The organism is Pseudomonas sp. F1_0610, assembly GCF_047470865.1.
GTDB lineage: Bacteria > Pseudomonadota > Gammaproteobacteria > Pseudomonadales > Pseudomonadaceae > JAZDRH01.
Genome location: NZ_JAZDRH010000001.1, coordinates 88201 through 108323, shown reverse-complemented (window position 1 = coordinate 108323; position 20123 = coordinate 88201). Strand labels below are relative to the sequence as shown.

Here is a 20123-nt window from a genome sequence, read left to right as displayed (position 1 = left end):
ATTAATTACCACTCACCAGAAAGGAGTTTATCAACAGTCGTCACATATTCAGAGTATGTAATCTCAGGGTCTGATCCCATAGCATCTTCCCACTTACTAAATGGCTTTGCTGTCATTTGTGCATAGATATGATCCCACATCCATTGGCCAGTACGCGGATGATAGTTAAAAATAAAGGTCCAGACGGCACCTTTTTTATGGTGTACAGGAAGTTTTATTCCCTTTGTACCATTCTTTGAGTAGCGTCCTTGTGGGAGGGTATACACCATAAAGCTTTTACGCTGACCGTTTGCATAGGCTTGCATTTCATCAAGATCAGCGCACTGCACCAGTAAGGTATAAGAGTTAAATTGATTCTCCCTAAAGAATGCATCCTTCACTAACACGCACTTATCAATTTTAAAGTTATTCCTACCAAACTGCTCTGTTTTGGCATTGACGGTCAGTGGTATAAGAAAAACAAGAAAAATTAAGCTTTTTAGGTATTGTGTATATTTCATATTTTTATCTCTTACAATTAATTTTAGATATCTTGACATAATTTTTTTTAAAATCAATAAAAAAAATTTATCAACTATTTATTATTTATTTTTCCAATTTTCCTACTCCGCTTTATATAAAATAATAGAATCAACCACGAGCTATTCCTGCGTATAGACTTATAACCTATTTGACCTGCAAGAATTTATCACAATAAAACCTAAGCCATAATACTCTAAAAATAGTGAAGCTTGGGCCAAGCCCGCATAATTTAATCTTATCTAAACAACGAATAAAACAGCCAACAAGATTAGCCTTTAATATCAAAAAAAACCCTATCAGATGACCAAATAATAAAGCAGTAAATATTAAAAAAGAATACTTTTTATAACGTTACATAGTCTCATAAATACTCCAAAAAACAGAAAATACTTGTATTTATCTAACTACATTAAAATAAAAAGGCAGCCATATTGGCTGCCTTTCATAATGACTCATTATTTACAAACTATCCTAGTTTTGCAATGAGCCCTTGTGCCGTTTGCTTCTGCTGGTCGTTACCTTCAGCTAGAACTTCATTTAAAATATCACGCGCGCCGTCTTTGTCACCCATATCAATATAGGCTTGAGCCAAATCCAGTTTGGTTGCGTTCATATCTGTACCTTCTAGCATATTGAAGTCATCACCTTCCTCAAAAGCAAAGCCCTCATCAGCAACTGCAACCTCATCCATAGGTGCTGCAGATGCAAAATTATCTTCTGGTAATGAGAAATCAAAGTCGCTGTCTTTGGTAGTTGTCGAGGCAACAGTGTTGTCTGCCACATCTAACATTTGGTCAAGCTCAGTTAGTAACTCATCCGTAGATGGCGTTTCTGGCTCTAGTTCAGGTAAAGCTACTTGAACTTCTGGCTCTTGAGCTAACTCATCTAGGTTAAATTCCATTTCAGTTGATGCGGCCTGAGGCTCAATAACCGGCTCAGATGGCTGTACTGGCTTTTCCGTTAAATCAAGTTCAGCAAAACCTGCATCTAAGCTAGCTGATGCATCATTCAACTCCGCTTCGAAGCTAGACAAGTCAAAATCATCGGTGCCTTGTGTGGCAGCTGCTTGTTCTTCCTGGAAGTCAAATTCCGTGCTTGTACTGGTTTGAGCCGGTGCAGGACTAGTTACATTAAACTCCAGATCTAGCAGATCATCTGATAGCTCAGGCGCTTTTTCAACGAGCTCAGCAAACTTAACACTTAAAAACTGCACTTCAGTGTCTGCATTTAATGCCTGCAACTCGCGTAACTGAGTATTAAAAGCATCTTTATTACCTGTTTGAGCATAGAGCCCTGCTAACTTATTGCGTAGATCGATACGCTTTGGTTGTTTACCTATTGCTTGCTCTAATACTTCTATAGCTTCTGGAAAGCGTCCAAACTTAATATAAGTATCAGCATCTTCTAAAACGGTATCTACAGCATCGGGTACTGGAGAGTCAATAATATTAGCTGCTGGAACGGCGGACTTTGCTGCAACAGGTAGCTCAACAGCAGTAACTGTTGAATCTTCTTCAAGATTTGCATTTTTTTTCGCAGCAAGACGACGACGAGCTAATATCGCAACAAGTAATAGTAAAATTACCCCCCCACCAACAGCAGCCATCATTACTGGGTCAGCCAATAATGACTCTAAGAATGAGCTATCATCTACAAATGGCTCAGGCTCACTATAGACTGGTTTAGACTCAGCTTTTGGCTCTGGCTGGGGTTCAGACTTTGGGGACTCTTGTACCTCAGGCACAGTAGCAGTAGAAACCTCTGGCGCTGCTGGCTTAACAGCTGGCAATGCATTTGTATCAGGTTTTTCCTCTGAGCCGTCCTCGTTTTGTTTAACCTCTTCAGGCTGAGTTGCGACTGCCTCTGGTTTTACAGCCTGCTCCTGTTTGGCTAAGGATTCTTGCAACTGAGCAAGTTGATTACTTTTCAGCTGAGCGATCTGCTGTGCCTTAGTTAACTGACTATTTAAGTCAGAAACACGACTTTGCAATTCTTGATTTTCTAAGCGTAAAGAATCAATTGACTCTTTTAATTGAGCTAACTCTGCAGCTAAGGCTGCATTATTTGTATTACCACGATCCTGGCCTTGCTGCCCCTTACCAGAGCTGCCCTCAATACGCAGTTGGTCAGGTTTTGCAACCTTAGATGGTGCTGAACCAGCCTGTGCTACTCGACCAGCATCTAACTGACGCTTAGGGGCTGGCTCATTACGCCAAGCACTATTTTGGTTTTGAACTTCAGCAATGGCTTGTGCGCGAGTACGGCTACGCACTTCTTGTTCAGAAGGTGTACGTAGGGTATAGCCTTCTCTAAGCTGGTTAATATTACCATTGATAAAGGCTTTAGGGTTTAAGTCCTGCAACGCCAGCATGGTTTGGTTGACGTTACGACCACCCGAAACTTCGTTGGCAATGTCCCATAATGTGTCGTTTTTCTTAACCTTATACTCGCCAGCCTGTTGAGCACCTTGTCCTTTAGCAGGAGTAGATGGCTGCTTACTTGCAGTCTGCTGCTGTACAGCGCTTGCAGGTAAAGGTTTTGACAGTGGCTGAGTTGGAGCAACACGTGGTTGATTGGCAGCAACTGCGGGTTGCTCTGCCGCTGTTTTATTAGGTGCTACTTGCGGTGGCTGCTTTGTTAATGGCTCGCTCGCGGTCGTCACAGTCACTGGAGCAAGACTAGGCGCTACAGCGGGCGCATAAACAATTTTTTGCGGCACATAGTTTGGCGGATCGAGCAACAAGGTGTACTCACGTAGCAACTTACCATCGGGCCATACCATTTCCATTAAGAAATTAAGATAAGGCTCGTTTATAGGCTTTTGCGTAGTTACACGCACGTAGCTTTTGCCATTTTTAATAATAGGCGTAAACCTAAGGCTAGTTAGGCCATAGTTACGATCAACCCCCGCCATCGCAAAGTCTTCAGGCGAAGCTAAAGCAGGTTTCATCTCTGTTGCCGTAAGACCTCTAGTGTCTAACAGTTCAATTTCTGCATTTAGCGGTTGGTTGAGTTTAGAGTGAACTTTAATCTCACCAAGGCCAAGCGCAAAAGCAGCGCTGGAAGAAAATGTAGTCACGGCTGCAATTGCCAACACCAACTTGCGAACCTGAAGCATATGAAGTTATCCCTTAATTCTTTCCCACATTAGGGCCATGTAAAGCTTTCATCATCACAACCATGATAGCCAGACGTGAGTTAACTGAAAACAAACAATTAACGTATGTATACGTTATTTTTTCTTTGACTCAATTCTAATTCAAGATGTTACATCAACCTTTGAGTCTAAATTATCAACTTAAGCGTCTGATTTAGTGGACGTGCTGCACAAATTAAAGCATTGATTTAACATGAAAAACAAAGATTAATAAAAAAGGTCGCTTTTTAGCGACCTTTCTTTGATTTACAGCAGCTATTTTAACGTTCCAGTAAAATTCGCAACATACGTCGCAATGGTTCAGCTGCACCCCATAGTAATTGATCCCCTACAGTGAATGCACCTAAAAACTGTGATCCCATATTCAATTTACGCAAACGACCTACAGGAATACTCATAGTTCCTGTTACAGCAGTAGGTGTTAATTCATGCATAGAAACTTCTCGCTGATTAGGTACCAGCTTCACCCAAGGATTATGCTGACTAATGAGCTGCTCAATATCTGTTAAAGGCACATCTTTGTTTAGCTTAATAGTTAGCGCTTGACTATGGCAGCGCATAGCACCAATACGGACGCACATACCATCTACAGGAATAGGGTTTTTAAAGCGCCCTAAAATTTTGTTAGTTTCAGCCTGGCCTTTCCATTCCTCACGGCTTTGACCATTAGGCAGCGCTTTGTCAATCCAAGGAATAAGACTGCCTGCTAGCGGTACCCCAAAATGTTCAGTAGGGAAGTGTTCGCTACGTTGCATCTGCGCCACTTTACGATCAATATCTAAAATAGCAGAGGCAGGATCGGCCAACTCATCAGCTACACTGTCACGGATAGCACCCATCTGCTTAATTAGTTCGCGCATATTTTGTGCGCCTGCACCACTGGCTGCTTGATAAGTCATCACACTCATCCACTCAACCAAGCCCGCCTCAAACAAGCCACCTAAGCCCATTAACATCAAGCTAACTGTACAGTTACCGCCAATAAAATCTTTACGACCTGCATCTAAGGACTGATCAATTACCTTCCGGTTAACAGGATCTAAAATAATAACGGAGTCATCTTCCATACGTAATGCGGAGGCGGCATCAATCCAATAGCCTTGCCAGCCTGCAGCACGCAGCTTAGGGAATACTTCATTTGTGTAGTCACCACCTTGACAGGTGATAATAATATCTAAGGTCTTTAGCTCATCAATACTATAGGCATCTTTAAGCGTAGGCGTATCTTTACCCACTTCAGGAGCCTGACCGCCAACATTGGATGTGGTAAAGAAGATAGGCTCGATTAAATCGAAATCACGTTCTTCTTGCATGCGCTGCATGAGGACTGAGCCAACCATGCCACGCCAACCGATAAGACCTACACGTTTCATCTGCAACTACACCTGTATAAAGAAATAACCCGCCTTTTTGACTATCTATTAAAATAGCCAAAACGACGGGACCGAACAGCTTACAGCTTTGCAAGCGCGGTGACTACTGCGTCACCCATTGCATCTGTACTTACTTTAGTCATGCCATGACTAAAAATATCACCTGTACGCAACCCTTGGTCAAGCACCTGACTTACAGCCTGCTCAATAGCATCAGCCGCTCGCACTTCATTGAAGCTATAACGTAGCATCATTGAAACGGACAATATAGTAGCTAATGGATTAGCTAGGTTTTGCCCTGCGATATCGGGGGCGGAACCGTGGCAAGGTTCGTACATGCCTTTATTCTGCGCATCAAGTGATGCAGAAGGTAACATGCCTATAGAACCTGTCAACATAGAGGCTTCATCAGACAAGATATCACCAAACATGTTGTCTGTGACAATGACATCAAACTGTTTTGGAGCTCGCACTAATTGCATAGCGGCATTATCGACATACATGTGACTTAACTCAATATCTGGATAGTCTTTTGCCAGTTCAGTCACAACTTCGCGCCATAAACGGCTTGATTCCAAAACATTAGCTTTATCTACAGAGCATAATTTTTTATTACGTAGACGCGCCATTTCAAAACCTACTTTAGCAATACGGCGAATCTCACTTTCACTGTATGGCAGGGTATCAAAGGCCTTACGCTCACCATTTTCCAAAGTAACTGTATCGCGTGGACTACCAAAATAAATGCCGCCTGTTAACTCACGCACAATTAAAATATCTAAGCCCGATACTACTTCAGGTTTTAAGGTAGAGGCTTCTGCCAGTTGTTTATACAACATTGCAGGGCGTAAATTAGCAAAGAGCTTCATTTCTGAGCGAATTTTTAACAGGCCACGCTCAGGTCGGATAGCTCGATCTAATGTATCCCACTTAGGACCACCAACAGCACCTAGCAATACAGCATCTGACTTATGCGCAAGCGCCAAGGTCTCATCGGCTAAAGGAACGCCATGCTTATCAATAGCAGCACCGCCAATAACATCTTCGACTAAAGAAAAGCCAAGATTAAACTGCTGGTTTACTTGCTCAAGCACCTTGACGGCCTGGCTCATAATTTCTGGGCCAATACCATCGCCAGGCAATACTAAAATTTGCTTAGTCATACTTCATTCCTATTTAACTGCGCCAAATAACCAAGGTTGGCTAGCTTTATGTTGAGCCTCAAATGCTTTGATTGCGTCCTGATCTTGCAAGGTTAATCCAATGTCATCTAACCCATTAAATAAGCAGTGCTTACGGAAAGCATCTACTTCAAAGCTATAACTGATACCATCAGGACGCATTACTTTTTGCTGGTCTAAATCTATTGTTAAGCAATAGCCTTCATTGGCTTCTACCTGCGCAAATAAAGCGTCCACTTCCTCTTGTTTTAATACGATAGGCAACAGTCCATTTTTAAAGCTATTGTTATAAAAAATATCGGCAAAACTAGGTGCAATCACGCAACGGAATCCATACTCATCCAGCGCCCAAGGTGCATGCTCACGACTGGAACCGCAGCCAAAATTTTCTTGTGCTAATAACACACTAGCACCTTGATAGCGTGCCTGATTCAAAATGAAATCTTTATTTAATGGACGCTTTGAGCAATCTTGCCCTGGATAGCCCTCATCTAAATAACGCCATTCATCAAAAAGGTTTTGTCCAAAACCTGTTCGTTTAATTGATTTTAAAAACTGTTTAGGAATGATTTGGTCAGTATCCACATTGGCGCGATCTAATGGAGCAACCATACCTGTATGCTGAGTAAATGCTTTCATTTTTGGGCTCCTTAGTTTAACAATTCACGAACATCAACAAAGTGACCAGCAATCGCTGCCGCCGCCGCCATAGCAGGGCTCACTAAATGCGTGCGCCCACCATTGCCTTGGCGCCCTTCAAAGTTACGGTTGGAGGTAGACGCACAATGCTCACCTGAAGCTAATTTGTCTGGATTCATTGCCAAGCACATTGAACAGCCAGGTTCACGCCACTCAAAACCTGCTTCAAGAAAGATCTGATGCAAACCTTCTTGCTCTGCCTGTGCTTTGACTAAGCCTGAGCCTGGCACAACCATGGCATTTACTCCCGCAGCCACTTTGCGTCCTTTAGCCACCTTAGCGGCATCTCGTAAATCCTCAATCCGAGAGTTAGTGCATGAACCAATAAATACACGGTCGATTTTAATATCTTTGATCGCCTGATTAGGCTGCAGTCCCATGTATTTCAAAGCCCGTTCAATAGAATCACGCTTAACAGGATCAGATTCTTTAGCTGGATCAGGAACGGTTTGATCAACAGCCAAAACCATTTCTGGCGAGGTACCCCAACTGACTTGCGGAATAATATCTTCGGCGCGCAATTCAACCAACTTGTCAAAATGTGCATCTGCATCAGACACTAGGTTTTGCCATACAGTGACTGCTTTATTCCAGTCATCACCTTTTGGTGAGTAGGTACGCCCTTTAACATAATCAATCGTTTTTTCATCTACAGCGACTAAGCCTACACGTGCACCGGCTTCGATCGCCATATTGCAAATAGTCATGCGCCCTTCAATAGATAAATCACGAATAGCGCTACCGGCAAATTCAATTGCATGGCCTGTGCCACCGGCGGTACCAATCTTGCCAATAATCGCTAAAACGACATCTTTTGCCGTCACGCCTTGTTGCAACTTGCCTTCAACACGTACTTGCATATTTTTCATTTTTTTAGCAACCAAGCATTGCGTCGCTAATACATGCTCTACCTCTGACGTACCAATGCCATGCGCCAAGGCACCAAATGCACCATGAGTTGAGGTGTGAGAATCACCACAGACTACCGTCATGCCAGGCAAAGTAGCCCCTTGTTCAGGCCCTATTACATGCACAATGCCTTGGCGAATATCGTTCATTTTAAATTCAACGATACCAAACTCATCACAGTTTTCATCCAAGGTAGTTACTTGAATACGCGCTACTTCATCTGCAATAGCTTGTAAGCCACCATCACGCTCTTTTTTCGTTGTTGGTACGTTATGATCAGGAGTAGCGATATTAGCATCAATCCGCCATGGTTTACGCTGAGCTAAACGTAGCCCTTCAAATGCCTGAGGAGAAGTAACTTCATGCAGAATATGACGGTCAATATAAATCAATGAAGAACCGTCATCACGGCGTTTCACTTCATGCATTTCCCATAATTTATCGTACAACGTTTTACCAGCCATCAGAGCATCCTCATCTATACGGTAGTGTTATTCGCACAGTTTTTATGTGCTTTTTTGTGATGCTATGTGCTTTAATTGAATAACTCAAATTGTAATTTTTTATAGATTGCATTCCAAATAGGAATACGAAATGGATTTAGCTAACCTACATACTTTTATAGCAGTGGCTGAACTAGGTAGTTTTTCACTGGCTGGAGAGCGTTTGCATCTCACTCAACCAGCCGTTAGCAAACGAATTGCAGCACTAGAGCAACAGCTAAATGCGCGTTTATTTGATCGTATAGGTCGTGATGTTGGGCTTACGCAAGCAGGTACAGCCTTACTCCCTAGAGCTAGACGAATTATTAATGAACTACAAGATACTCAACGTGCACTGGCCAATTTAGAACAGCACGTTGGTGGCTCTCTAACCTTAGCGACCAGCCACCATATTGGGCTACATCGCTTACCTGCAACACTTAAAGCCTTTACTAAGCAATACCCCAAGGTGCGCTTAGACATTCGTTTTCTTGACTCAGAGGTGGCTTATGAACAAGTGCTACAAGGCCGATGTGAGCTCGCTATTATTACCTTATCGCCCAGTACTCAGCCACCCTTGCACGCTATGCCAATTTGGCTGGATTATCTTGATTTTGTTGCGGCGAAAGATCACCCTCTTTCTATGCTTGGAAGTTTAACCTTAGAAGACTTAGCCGCCTATCCTGCTGTTTTTCCAGGTGCTAATACCTTTACCCAGAAAATTGCCCAAGGCTTCTTTGATCGTGCAGGCATTACACCTAACATCAGTATGAGCAGCAATTATCTAGAAACCATAAAAATGATGGTATCTATTGGTCTAGCTTGGAGCTTGCTGCCACGCACCATGCTCGATGACTCCATAGCTCACCTTAAGGTAGGCAATATTCAGTTAACACGACAGCTAGGATATATCTTTCATCAAGAACGGACTTTATCTAATGCAGCACAGGCTTTTATGCAAATACTTAAACAGCATGGAAGCTGGGCTTAATTAGGGCTTCAATGCGTTCAACATCAGTTTCTCTACGCACGGCTGAAAAAAGCAACTCAGCCTCGTTATAGGTGCGAGACAACATAGCTAGCCACTGTTTTAACCGCCCTGGCGCAAAGCGTGGCGCTATGTTTTGTCGTGCTTGCCGCCAAAAGTCAAACAATACAGGTTGTACTTGCTGCCAAGTCATTGCCTGATAAGCTTCTCCTGCTTTAGCCTTAGCAATTTGTAAGGCTAAATCAGGACAACTTACAAGGCCACGGCCCAGCATAATATCGTCAACGCCACTAATAGCTCGACAACGCTGCCAGTCCTCTATGGTCCAAATTTCACCATTTGCCACAACAGGTACAGCTACATGCTCATTAATTCGCGCAATCCATTCCCAATGGGCTGGCGCTTTGTAGCCTTCAACCTTAGTGCGTGCATGCACCACTAGCTGTTGCGCCCCGCCTTCAGTTAAAGCTAAAGCGCAATCTAAGGCTAAGGATTTATCTTCATAACCTAAGCGCATTTTTGCGGTTACAGGAATTTCAGGGGCAACTGTTTTACGTACCTCTTGTAGGATACGAAATAACAACTCTGGCTCTTGTAAAAGCACAGCACCACCACGGGATTTATTAACTGTTTTAGCAGGGCAACCAAAATTAAGATCAATCACAGGTGCGCCTAACTTAACAGCTAACGCTGCATTGTCAGCTAAAGCACTTGGATCAGAACCAAGCAGTTGTACTCGCAACGCAGTACCAGCAGCAGTTTTAGAACCGTTAAGTAGCTCAGGGGCTAATTTATAGAACTGATGTGCAGGAAGCAGACGGTCACAGACACGGATAAACTCAGTGACACACCAATCAATGCCACCGACTTTTGTAAGAACATCACGGAGAATGTCGTCAACCAACCCCTCCATTGGCGCAAGAGCTATCTGCACGAAATAGGACCATCTCAAAAAAAGAGGCGATTGTAACTAAAAAAACACGCAAGACAAGTAATTTACTACTAGAGAGCAACGTACATAAAAATTTTTCACCTTTATAGCTTGCAAGAAGCTTGGTAACGCCTCAACCTCTAGCCTATGACCTGTACTGTATTGTTTTTTAAAACTCAAATATCTAAGACTCTATTACTTGAAGATGACTGATTTCATTGGTCGCTTGTAAAATAGACTGCACTGTTGCAAAGGTTGTACCCATCAGTTGTGCTTTTTTACTACGAACTTTTTTTGAAAACAAGCATTGTAAGGCAGCCCCTTCACACAATACAAAAACACAGAATTGGTTTTTTGACCCACTTTCACTGGCACACACAACAAACAGGTTAAATGGATGAGTTTCAATCTCTATCAGACGGCCAAAGTCATCTGCAAAAATACTCAGCACCTTAATATTTTTGGTGGCTAATTTTTCAGCCAACCATTCGCTCAGTGTTTTTCCATAGATACCTGGATTAACTTCTTCATCTTCTCCAGCCACAATGGGAAAGGCATCAGAGTTAAATGCCGGAGCGGCGACTGCATAGTCTGTATTTCCTATAATCAAGCTTTGTTGTGCTGCACTAAGCTTGAGTTGAAACAGCCTTACTATAGCCTTCAATAAACTCAATAGGCATACGTTTTGGCCGTCCTGAGCTAAGCTCAATGCAAGCGAAAGTAGTTTTGGCACGAAGCAAGGTAACTTGGTCAGCTGGCCGAATAAGTTGAAAATAGCGATCCATTTTCAATTTATTATCTACTTCTCGAATCCAAGTTCCCATAATTAGAGTTTGATCTTGATAAGCACTGGATAAATAGTCAACCTCATGGCGAATCACTGCCATTGCTCTATTTAAACGCTGGTATTCCTCAAGTCCTAACCCTAAAGACTGCGAGTGTTGCCAAGCGCACTCTTCCATCCAACGTACGTAATTGGCATTATTGGCATGACCTAAGCCATCTATTTCCTGTGCGCTAACAACAATTTCTTGCGTAAATGGCTTAGGCCAATCCCACATATTACAGCTCCATTCGACCTGCTAATGCACAAGCCTCGCGTGCTAATGAGGAAATTTGCTCCCAATCTTTATTTTGCACCAACTTATTGGGCACTAGCCAACTACCTCCACAGCAAGACACGTTAGGTAGGCTTAAGTAGGTTAAAAGATTGCTACGGTTAATGCCACCTGTGGCACAAAAATGTAGATCAGTCAGTGGACCATGTAAACTTTTTAATAACTCTAATCCATTCACTGCATCCGCTGGAAATAGCTTAAGTGATTTAAACCCCATCTTCATGGCTTTCATAACTTCAGAAGGTGTCATCACGCCAGGCAAAAATGGCATTTTTAGACGTAAAGCTTCACGTCCTAAAGCCTTATTAAAACCTGGGCTAACTGCAAATTGCGCACCTGCTTTTTGTGCTTTAGCCAGTTGTGTTGGGCAAACAACAGTCCCTACTCCAACTAATAAATCAGGTACTTCCTCGCTAATTTTCTGTACCGATTTTAACGCATCTGGAGTTCGTAGCGTGACTTCCACGGCGTTTAAACCTCCAGCCTTTAAAGCCTGAGCTATAGGCACAGCCGTCTCTGCATCTTCGATGACTAGCACAGGTAGTAATGGATAGGCTTTACGTAAAATATCTTCCATAGTCATAGTTAGCTCCTTGTGAGTACAGCAAATAGTAGGTTTAGCATAGGTGATAGCGGATATTAAAACTGCTACACCTTTGGCTTATTCTGATTTGCGTCTACGCAATGGCGCAAATCCATCCGTGCTACTGTTTTCTGTTTGTGTTTGGAGTGTTTTTGGCTTGTGTTGTGTGGGTCGTGTTTTTTTCGTTACTATCGCTTTATCCGTCGTTTTCTTCTTTTTAACGCCTACAGCTTTACCTGATGACTTGAGCTTTTTAGGCCCCATATAACCACCTTTCAAACCTTTAATCACACGGTGCTCAAACTGCTGCTTTAAGTAGCGCTGAATACTGCTCATTAAGTTCCATTCTGTGTGATCTATCAGTGAAATAGCTAAACCTGCTTCACCTGCTCGTCCAGTCCGACCGATACGGTGAACATATTCATCTCCAGATCGCGGCATATCGTGATTAATGACTAAATCAACACCCTCAATATCTAAACCACGCGCAGCCACGTCTGTAGCAATCAGCACTCGCGAGCTGCCTTGGCTAAAGCGCTCTAAGGCTTTGCGACGTTCTGACTGATCTTTCTCGCCATGCAAAACAAATACTTTTACTTGTGCTGCTTCCATTCGCCCATATAAAAAGTCAGCTTTTTCTCGCGTATTGGTAAAGACTATTGCTTTACGGTAGGTTTCGTTTTCTAGCAACCACTTCAATAGGTTTTGCTTATGCTGCTCACTTTCAGCGGTAATAATTTGTTGCTGAGTGCTCTCGTTTAGATCGGCCACTTTATTGAGCATTAAGTGCTCAGGATTGGTTAGAATCGCTTGCACCATTTCACGCAGCGCATTACCGCCTGTGGTGGCGGAGAACAGCATAGTCTGCTTACGATCAACGCATAAATCAGTAATTTTTTGAATATCTTCTGCGAATCCCATATCTAGCATACGATCAGCTTCATCTAGCACCAATAATTCAATCTCTGCTAAATCAAGACTTTTTGCGCTGATATGTTCCAATAAACGTCCTGGTGTGGCAATAATAATCTCAGGTACTTTACGCAATGCTGCAATTTGCTCTTTAAAGTTTTCACCGCCTGTAAGCAATATACCTTTAATAAAGGTGTAGCTCGCAAAACGCTCAACCTCTTGCAAGATTTGCCGTGCAAGCTCGCGCGTAGGCGCTAAAATTAAGGCTCTATGTAAAGGAATACGTTGCGGATTTTCTAAACAATAATGTAACAGAGGCAATACAAAGGCAGCTGTTTTTCCACTTCCAGTACGGGCAATGGCACGCACATCTTTGCCTTGTAGCAGTAGAGGAATCGCCTGCTCTTGGACTGGCGTTGGTTTAGTCAGTTTGAGCTCGTCTAAACCCTTTAGTAAACGCTCATGTAAGTGTAAATCAGCAAAATTATTCATTAAAAACCTTTCAATATCCACGTTGCGCCTGCTTATACAGCAAGCGCACACTATCAAACATTACTAGCACTACGGCTAGCCAAATAGGAATATATGTCCACCATTGCTGGCTGGTTACCGCCTCACCAACAATAAAAATACTGGATAAAAACAGCAGTACTGGCTCTATATAACTTAAAATACCCAGCACACCTAGAGGTAACAAACGACTAGCTGCTATCATGGCAGCAAAGGCAAAACTACTAAGAATCCCCATTCCTAACAGTAAGGGAATCAACCATGGCTGCACCTGTATTAGGCTAAATGTATCACCATATAAATACATTAAAGTAATAGCTACAGGTGCAAGCACTAGCATTTCTAAGAAAAAACCACTGAAAGCATCAAACTTCATCCAGCGGCGTAGCATAAAGTAAGGTGGATAGCCAAACATAGTCACCACTGTCACCCATGATATGGCACCCAGTGCAAATAACTCATGTACACAGCCAATGACTGCCAACAGTACTGCTATTTTCTGCAAGGCTCGCAACCGTTCTTGATAGAACACGCGCCCTACTAAAACCAAGACCAAAGGCATTAAAAAATAACCTAGGGTAATATCTAGCATATGGCCATTTAAGGGTGACCACACAAATAAAAACCATTGTGAGCCTAAAATACTCGCACTGGCCAATAAACCCAAGGTTAATATAGGGCGACGTTTAAGTTGGCGTAAACAAAGCAAAAATTTACGCCAATGCCCCGTTATTACCACCAAAGCCAAAAGAACAGGTAAAGACCAGAGTAGCCGCTGAGCAAACACTTGGATGCCGTCTAATGGTGCCAGTAATAGGGCGTAGCTAGGTATCAAGGCGAACATCAATGAAGAAAACAGCGACATTCCCACACCGCGACCAGACAACCGCATACGACTCCCTTACTCCTGACAAATAAAAATGTACCCTACATACCAGGCTATACAGTGCACATTTTACGCAATTCCCTATCTTTAGATAGCGCTTAATCAGTTTTGCCTTGTTTTCTTTTTACCCCCTGCTGCACTGCCGCTTTAGCCATCATATAGGCTGATGGTGGTGCACTGAGCATTAAAAATGCTGTAATAAGCAGCTCGTGTAAATGCAAAATATGTTCATACCAGTTGAAATACAGCAGAGAAGCTATAAGTACCGAGCCTACACCCAGTGTTGTGAGCTTTGCTTGTGCGTGCAAACGCATAAGAAAGTCAGGAAAGCGCACAATGCCAATAGAACCAATAAGCGCAAACAAACTACCTGCCAACAAAAAGAAGGCGATGATTAACTCTATTACAAAATCCATACCGCCTCCCTACTCAATAATATCGCCACGCATTAAATACTTAGACAAGGCAACAGTGCTAACAAAACCAAAAAGACCAATTAGCAAAGCTGCTTCAAAGAAAATATCTGAGGCCAACCAAATACCAAAAATAACTAACAGCGCCAATGCATTGATATATAAGGTATCTAGTGCTAATACTCGATCGACCATGTCAGGTCCAACAAATAGACGCCATAAGGTTAAACACATGCTAATTGCAAAAATCACCATGCTAATAAGCATCACTATTTTGAGCATGGAAACACCTCCAACAAGGGTTGCTCATAACGTTGTTTGATTTCTGCAATAAGTGCGTTGCTATCTTCACAATGTAAAGCATGCACTTGCAGGCGTTTTTTACGCCAATCAACACTAGTAGCTACTGTACCTGGCGCTAGTGAAATAGCGCTCGCCAACATAAAAATACCTAATTCATTCTCTAATTCATAAGGTACTTCAATATAGCTAGGATCCAGCTTTTCAGTGGAGCCTAAAATTAAGCGTGCCACATCTAAATTAGCTTTCACTATATCTGTAAGCATATGAGTCATAAAAACAAACAAACTTTTCCAGCTATGAATCTTTAATAGCGGTGGCCACCAATGATCTGTTAAATAGGATAATGACAATGCCAGCACTGTACCTAAAATCCAATGCCCGACAGAAGTAAAGTCATCAACCAATAACAGCCAGACGAATAACAGGCCTAAGGTCATCAACGGATGGGCGAGTAAACGGCGCTTTTTCATCAGTTTACTCCTCCATTTAATAATGATAAGTAAGCTATTACATCAAATAACTGATTCGCTGTAGCCTGTGTAAATTGGCTAACAGGCTCTGCAAACACCACAAGTACTGGGCTTAATACAATTAAGCCAGAAGCGATAACTAACGACGCGGTATCCAGATGAATATCTTCTCGTGCTGGGGCATTAGAGCGCCAAAAAACTTGACTGCCCGCTCTTGAGAGAGCCACAACACCAATTAAACCAGCTGACAATATAACTCCCCATAGCAAGCCAGCCTGCCAGCCTGTGGCACTAAATAACAACATTATCTTACCGAAGAAGCCTGATAGTGGTGGCAAACCTGCAATGGAAATAGCGCCCGCAAAAAACAACACGCCAATCAGGCTATGGCGGTTTAAGGCTGGGCCGCGTGTAAGCTGATCTACTAGCTTTCCACGCTGACTCGCAATTACTCCTACAAGCAAGAATAGCCCGCCACTGACCCAAGTACTGTGAACTAAATAATACAGTGTTGCGCCTAGCGCTTGTGGCGTACCCAAAGCAATACCTGCCAAAATAGTGCCTACGGAAACCAAAATAAAATAAGCGACCATGCTAGCTAAATTGGTTGCAGCAAAAGCACCTAAAGCGCCTAGGAAAATGGTTAACAAGGCAAGTGGCCAGAACCACGACAAACCTAAACCTGCCGATTCTCCTGCTAAGCTGCCAAAAACTAAAACACTAAAGCGAATAATGGCGTACAAACCAACTTTTGTCATAATGGCAAATAATGCCGCCACTGAAGCAGCAGCGCTAGCATAAGATTTTGGTAGCCAAAAATATAAAGGTAAAAAGGCTGCTTTTAAGCCAAAGACTAAAAAGAGCAAGAGTCCAGCAGCATGCAGTAGTAAGCGCTGATCGCCCTGCGCTTGAGAAACTGCGCGCGCTAGGTCGACCATATTTAAGGTGCCAGCAATACCATAAAAAATGCCTGCTGCAATCAAGAAAAAGGCGGATCCAACTAGGTTCAATAAAATATAGTGCATAGCGGCTTTAACACGGGCTTGGGTGCGACCATGTAGCAGCAGGCCATAAGAAGCTATCAGTAGTATTTCAAAAAATACAAATAGGGTGAACAAATCGCCTGTTAGGAAAGCGCCATTAATTCCAGCTAATTGAAACTGAAATAGCGCATGAAAATATAGCCCTTGCTGATCCTCACCACGTAAAGCATATAACACCGCAAAAATAGCTAAGACTGCCGTAGTGAGCAGCATTAGTGCGCTTAATCTGTCTAGCAACAGCACAATACCAAAAGGTGACTGCCAGTTACCTAAGGCGTAGGTATGAATTTCACCTGTAGCAGCTAACCCTAGAAGATAAATAGCGATAGGCAATAAGGCTACTGTGCTCAAAAGACTAAAACCACGCGCTAAACGCGGCTGACTACCAAAGCAAACCAGCAGCGCACCTACAAATAAAGGTAATAAAACAGGAGCAATTAGCCAATGATTCATACTTTAGGCTCCTGATGATTGTCTTTATCTTCTTTGCCATCTACATGGTCATTGCCTAAATCTATTTGCCCACGTAACGCCAATACCAAGACGAAGGCTGTCATTGCAAAGCCAATGACAATGGCTGTTAAGACTAAGGCCTGAGGAACAGGATCAGTATATTCTGCAACCAAACCTACCACGGCTGGTTTACCAGTTTCTAAGCGCCCCATCGCAAACAGAAAAATATTTACAGCATAAGAAAATAGCGTTAAGCCTAAAGCTACAGCGAATGTACGTGCACGCAAGATCAAAAAGATGCCGCAACTGGCCACTACGCCCACAGTAATAGCTAACAATAGTTCCATTAGTTATCCTCCTGTGGTTGCACTTCATTATTTCCTAAATGACCTAAGCGACTCAAAATCATTAAAGTAGCTCCTACAACGGTAAACAGCACACCCAAGTCAAATAGCATGGCAGTGGCTAATTCAATTTCGCCAATGAATGGAAGACTAAAATGTCCAAATGCGGTGGTTAAGAATGGGTATCCCCACAGCCAACTGCCCAGACCTGTAGCCCCTGCTACTAACACACCTAAACCTGCTAATAAGCTGGGTTTAATCCGCAGGTGACTTTCAACCCATTGCTGTCCATAGGCTATTTCTAACAAAATCAGTGCTACTGCTACAATTAAGCCTGCAATAAAGCCACCACCTGGCTCGTTATGGCCACGCAAGAAAATAAATACAGCGACCATTAGCGCTAATGGTAAAGTGAAGCGCGCCAATACGCGCATCATTAATGGATGAGTTTCTGGTGACCAGGGTCGTCCTTCTGGATCAAGTGGTGAGCGTTTAATCAGCATGCCTTTTAAGAGTGCAATAATTGCAATCGCTGTAATTGCTAATACGCTAATCTCCCCTAAGGTATCAAAACCTCGGAAATCCACCAAAATCACATTAACGACGTTATGACCGCCGCCACCAGGCACGCTATTGGTAATAAAAAAGTCTTTAATACTGCTATAAGGTCGCGTTAACACGGCAAATAATAAAACACCCATTAAAGTGCCGCCCGCTAAAGCAATCAAGTAATGCCCACTACGCCTTAAACTAGAGGTTTCAAAGGGTGATTTTTTAGGCATAAAATGCAGCACAAGCAGCATCAGGAGTACACTGACCACCTCTACAACCAGCTGCGTTAATGCCAGATCTGGTGCCGAAAAGCGCGCAAACAATAACGCACTAAACAAGCCAACAATGCCGATCATAATAACGGCAATTAAACGCGTATAAACAAAGAATACAGTAGCCAAAGCCCCTAACATCATCATTACTAAAGCAATGGCGGTAACAGGGTCTACTTCTGTTTGCTGTAAACTGCCATGCATGCTAGACATTGGCGTCAGTGCCGCCACCGTCACAATAATTGCACTGATAAAAAACAGTCCGATATAACGTTGAAGAGAGCCATTTTCCAATGCACCTAATGCGCGCTGAACCAAGCGTCGCAAACGTACAACCGCACGCTCAAACATAACCCGCGCATGTAAAGGCGGTAAGCCGTCATACCAGTTAAACAAAGGTTTGCGCAATCCATAGATAATTAAACCACCGACTAAAGCTATACAACTCATAATTAATGGCATATTCACGCCATGCCAGATAGCTAAATCATACTGAGGTAAGGCGCCATTTAAGCTGGCACTGGCTGCCGAGGCGAGTAATCCTGCAACACTCCACGCCGGCACCATACCAACCAATAAGCATAAAAACACTAGTATTTCTACAGGTATTTTCATATAGCGTGGCGGCTCATGCGGTGGATATTTAGGCAAGTTAATTGGCTCACCATTAAAAAATACGTCATGGATAAAACGTAATGAATAAGCTACAGAGAACACACCAGCGAAAGTAGCCAAGGCAGGAATCAACCAACTAAAACCTCCTAACAAACTTTGCTGTAGCGTTTCGCCAAAAAACATCTCCTTACTCAAGAAACCATTTAGCAGCGGTACGCCAGCCATTGCGGAGGAGGCAACCATGGCAAGTAAGGCAGTATGTGGCATGTATTTCCATAAACCATTAATACGACGCATATCACGTGTGCCTGTTTCATGGTCAATAATACCAGCCGCCATAAATAACGAAGCTTTAAACGTAGCGTGATTGATAATATGAAAAATAGCCGCCACAGGTGCTAATGGCGAGTTCAAGCCAAATAGCAAGGTAATTAACCCCAAATGACTAATCGTCGAGTAAGCCAGCAACCCTTTTAAATCATGCTGAAATAGCGCTGTTACAGCTCCCACACAAAGTGTAGTTAAACCGGTAAAAGTGACTAAATAAAACCACAACTCAGTATCAGACAACACGGGATAGAAACGCGCTAAAAGAAAGACGCCAGCCTTCACCATAGTCGCAGAGTGCAGGTACGAGGATACTGGAGTCGGTGCTGCCATGGCATGTGGTAGCCAGAAATGAAATGGAAACTGCGCAGATTTAGTAAATACACCAAGCAAAATCAAGATGAGTACAACAGGATAAAGTGCATGGGCTCGAACAATATCGCCAGCTTGAAGAATGTCAGCCAGCTCGAAGCTGCCGACTATTTTACCTAATAGCAGTACACCAGCTAAAAGCGCTAACCCACCACCGCCTGTAACAGCTAACGCCATGCGAGCACCTTGTCGCGCATCACGACGATAACTCCAGAATCCGATGAGCAAGAAAGATGAAAGGCTAGTTAATTCCCAAAACACCATCATCAATAAGACGTTGCTAGAGAGCACAACGCCAAGCATGGCGCCCATAAACAGCAGCAGAAAACAGTAGAAACGACCTATTTTTTCATTCACGCCTAAGTAATAGCGCGCATAGAGAATAACCAGCAAGCCTATGCCTAGAATTAATAAGGCAAATAAATAGCTTAAGCCATCTAAACGCAAGCTTAAGTTAAGTCCTAACTGGGTTAGCCAGGGCTGGTAATAGGTAATGACTTGACTATCTAAAACAGCAGAGGTTTGAGAAAGCAGCAATGACAAACCCAAAATAGGCGCTAAAGCAGCAGCCAAGGCGATTTGTGTTTGTGAGCGACGCGCTGCAATTAAAGGCAAAATGCAGGCGAGAAAAGGTAAAGCAACTATGATGGGTAGTAGCATATAAGCCCTCCTTTATGTTCAGCCGGACGAACAGGAGTACCAATACCC

General features: G+C 43.0%; 19 protein-coding genes. 1 reads left to right on the top strand and 18 read right to left on the bottom strand.

The features are described 5' to 3' along the window. Positions 1-5: 5 nt before the first annotated feature. The 6 genes from VQ643_RS00525 to leuC form a co-directional block, all read right to left on the bottom strand. Positions 6-500, bottom strand: coding sequence for a hypothetical protein (locus VQ643_RS00525; RefSeq protein WP_414197224.1), 495 nt, complete (start codon positions 498-500; stop codon positions 6-8). A gap of 488 nt (positions 501-988) precedes the next feature. Next, positions 989-3640 carry a FimV/HubP family polar landmark protein gene (locus VQ643_RS00520; protein WP_414197222.1) on the bottom strand — a complete coding sequence of 884 codons (2652 nt, stop codon included), beginning with the start codon at positions 3638-3640 and terminating at the stop codon, positions 989-991. Between the two features lie 299 nt (positions 3641-3939). Beyond that, positions 3940-5052, bottom strand: coding sequence for an aspartate-semialdehyde dehydrogenase (asd, locus tag VQ643_RS00515; RefSeq protein ID WP_414197221.1), 1113 nt, complete (start codon positions 5050-5052; stop codon positions 3940-3942). 80 nt (positions 5053-5132) lie between these two features. Then, complete coding sequence (leuB, locus tag VQ643_RS00510; RefSeq protein WP_414197220.1) at positions 5133-6215, bottom strand: 3-isopropylmalate dehydrogenase; 1083 nt, start codon at positions 6213-6215, stop codon at positions 5133-5135. Positions 6216-6224: 9 nt separating this feature from the next. Then, positions 6225-6872 (bottom strand): 3-isopropylmalate dehydratase small subunit, encoded by a 648-nt coding sequence (leuD, locus tag VQ643_RS00505; RefSeq protein ID WP_414197218.1) that lies wholly within the window; start codon positions 6870-6872, stop codon positions 6225-6227. Between the two features lie 11 nt (positions 6873-6883). Beyond that, positions 6884-8305, bottom strand: coding sequence for a 3-isopropylmalate dehydratase large subunit (leuC, locus tag VQ643_RS00500; protein ID WP_414197216.1), 1422 nt, complete (start codon positions 8303-8305; stop codon positions 6884-6886). 130 nt (positions 8306-8435) lie between these two features. On the opposite strand from leuC, the gene VQ643_RS00495 reads away from it, so the two are divergent. After that, positions 8436-9314, top strand: coding sequence for a LysR family transcriptional regulator (locus tag VQ643_RS00495; RefSeq protein WP_414197215.1), 879 nt, complete (start codon positions 8436-8438; stop codon positions 9312-9314). Here the strand turns inward: VQ643_RS00495 and VQ643_RS00490 are convergent. The 12 genes from VQ643_RS00490 to VQ643_RS00435 all read right to left on the bottom strand — a co-directional run bounded on the left by VQ643_RS00490 (position 9289) and on the right by VQ643_RS00435 (position 20075). Further along, a complete protein-coding gene (locus VQ643_RS00490) occupies positions 9289-10245 on the bottom strand; it encodes a tRNA dihydrouridine synthase (protein WP_414197214.1) in 957 nt (318 codons plus the stop codon). The two genes, VQ643_RS00495 and VQ643_RS00490, sit on opposite strands and share 26 nt — an antisense overlap. A 181-nt stretch (positions 10246-10426) precedes the next feature. After that, a complete protein-coding gene (locus tag VQ643_RS00485) occupies positions 10427-10852 on the bottom strand; it encodes a hypothetical protein (RefSeq protein WP_414197212.1) in 426 nt (141 codons plus the stop codon). A 16-nt stretch (positions 10853-10868) separates the two neighbouring features. Continuing rightward, the gene (locus tag VQ643_RS00480) at positions 10869-11303 is read right to left on the bottom strand and encodes an acyl-CoA thioesterase (RefSeq protein ID WP_414197211.1); all 435 of its coding nucleotides are present in this window, start codon (positions 11301-11303) and stop codon (positions 10869-10871) included. A 1-nt stretch (position 11304) separates the two neighbouring features. Next, complete coding sequence (locus tag VQ643_RS00475; protein ID WP_414197209.1) at positions 11305-11943, bottom strand: bifunctional 4-hydroxy-2-oxoglutarate aldolase/2-dehydro-3-deoxy-phosphogluconate aldolase; 639 nt, start codon at positions 11941-11943, stop codon at positions 11305-11307. A gap of 78 nt (positions 11944-12021) precedes the next feature. Next, entirely contained in the window at positions 12022-13347 is a 1326-nt protein-coding gene (locus VQ643_RS00470; RefSeq protein ID WP_414197207.1) for a DEAD/DEAH box helicase, read from the bottom strand. Between the two features lie 10 nt (positions 13348-13357). After that, on the bottom strand, positions 13358-14257 hold the full coding sequence (gene rarD, locus VQ643_RS00465) for an EamA family transporter RarD (protein ID WP_414197206.1): 900 nt from the start codon (positions 14255-14257) through the stop codon (positions 13358-13360). A 92-nt stretch (positions 14258-14349) separates the two neighbouring features. Continuing rightward, the gene (locus VQ643_RS00460) at positions 14350-14667 is read right to left on the bottom strand and encodes a Na+/H+ antiporter subunit G (RefSeq protein ID WP_414197205.1); all 318 of its coding nucleotides are present in this window, start codon (positions 14665-14667) and stop codon (positions 14350-14352) included. Positions 14668-14676: 9 nt separating this feature from the next. Then, complete coding sequence (locus VQ643_RS00455; protein WP_414197203.1) at positions 14677-14946, bottom strand: K+/H+ antiporter subunit F; 270 nt, start codon at positions 14944-14946, stop codon at positions 14677-14679. After that, positions 14934-15437, bottom strand: coding sequence for a Na+/H+ antiporter subunit E (locus VQ643_RS00450; protein ID WP_414197201.1), 504 nt, complete (start codon positions 15435-15437; stop codon positions 14934-14936). The genes VQ643_RS00455 and VQ643_RS00450 overlap by 13 nt, the downstream gene beginning before the upstream one ends. After that, positions 15437-16933: a monovalent cation/H+ antiporter subunit D gene (locus VQ643_RS00445; protein ID WP_414197200.1), complete on the bottom strand. Its 1497-nt coding sequence runs from the start codon at positions 16931-16933 to the stop codon at positions 15437-15439. Before VQ643_RS00445 ends, VQ643_RS00450 begins: the two co-directional genes overlap by 1 nt. Next, positions 16930-17280, bottom strand: a complete 351-nt coding sequence (locus VQ643_RS00440) for a Na+/H+ antiporter subunit C (RefSeq protein ID WP_414197198.1) — start codon at positions 17278-17280, stop codon at positions 16930-16932. The genes VQ643_RS00445 and VQ643_RS00440 overlap by 4 nt, the downstream gene beginning before the upstream one ends. Continuing rightward, a complete protein-coding gene (locus VQ643_RS00435) occupies positions 17280-20075 on the bottom strand; it encodes a monovalent cation/H+ antiporter subunit A (protein WP_414197197.1) in 2796 nt (931 codons plus the stop codon). Before VQ643_RS00435 ends, VQ643_RS00440 begins: the two co-directional genes overlap by 1 nt. Positions 20076-20123: the final 48 nt, after the last annotated feature.

Bases quoted from the DNA above. Each gene is read 5' to 3' on its own strand.
- VQ643_RS00525 (WP_414197224.1), bottom strand. From the start codon at position 500: ATGAAATATACACAATACCTAAAAAGCTTAATTTTTCTTGTTTTTCTT.
- VQ643_RS00520 (WP_414197222.1), bottom strand. From the start codon at position 3,640: ATGCTTCAGGTTCGCAAGTTGGTGTTGGCAATTGCAGCCGTGACTACA.
- asd (WP_414197221.1), bottom strand. From the start codon at position 5,052: ATGAAACGTGTAGGTCTTATCGGTTGGCGTGGCATGGTTGGCTCAGTC.
- leuB (WP_414197220.1), bottom strand. From the start codon at position 6,215: ATGACTAAGCAAATTTTAGTATTGCCTGGCGATGGTATTGGCCCAGAA.
- leuD (WP_414197218.1), bottom strand. From the start codon at position 6,872: ATGAAAGCATTTACTCAGCATACAGGTATGGTTGCTCCATTAGATCGC.
- leuC (WP_414197216.1), bottom strand. From the start codon at position 8,305: ATGGCTGGTAAAACGTTGTACGATAAATTATGGGAAATGCATGAAGTG.
- VQ643_RS00495 (WP_414197215.1), top strand. From the start codon at position 8,436: ATGGATTTAGCTAACCTACATACTTTTATAGCAGTGGCTGAACTAGGT.
- VQ643_RS00480 (WP_414197211.1), bottom strand. From the start codon at position 11,303: ATGTGGGATTGGCCTAAGCCATTTACGCAAGAAATTGTTGTTAGCGCA.
- VQ643_RS00475 (WP_414197209.1), bottom strand. From the start codon at position 11,943: ATGACTATGGAAGATATTTTACGTAAAGCCTATCCATTACTACCTGTG.
- VQ643_RS00470 (WP_414197207.1), bottom strand. From the start codon at position 13,347: ATGAATAATTTTGCTGATTTACACTTACATGAGCGTTTACTAAAGGGT.
- rarD (WP_414197206.1), bottom strand. From the start codon at position 14,257: ATGCGGTTGTCTGGTCGCGGTGTGGGAATGTCGCTGTTTTCTTCATTG.
- VQ643_RS00460 (WP_414197205.1), bottom strand. From the start codon at position 14,667: ATGGATTTTGTAATAGAGTTAATCATCGCCTTCTTTTTGTTGGCAGGT.
- VQ643_RS00455 (WP_414197203.1), bottom strand. From the start codon at position 14,946: ATGCTCAAAATAGTGATGCTTATTAGCATGGTGATTTTTGCAATTAGC.
- VQ643_RS00450 (WP_414197201.1), bottom strand. From the start codon at position 15,437: ATGAAAAAGCGCCGTTTACTCGCCCATCCGTTGATGACCTTAGGCCTG.
- VQ643_RS00445 (WP_414197200.1), bottom strand. From the start codon at position 16,933: ATGAATCATTGGCTAATTGCTCCTGTTTTATTACCTTTATTTGTAGGT.
- VQ643_RS00440 (WP_414197198.1), bottom strand. From the start codon at position 17,280: ATGGAACTATTGTTAGCTATTACTGTGGGCGTAGTGGCCAGTTGCGGC.
- VQ643_RS00435 (WP_414197197.1), bottom strand. From the start codon at position 20,075: ATGCTACTACCCATCATAGTTGCTTTACCTTTTCTCGCCTGCATTTTG.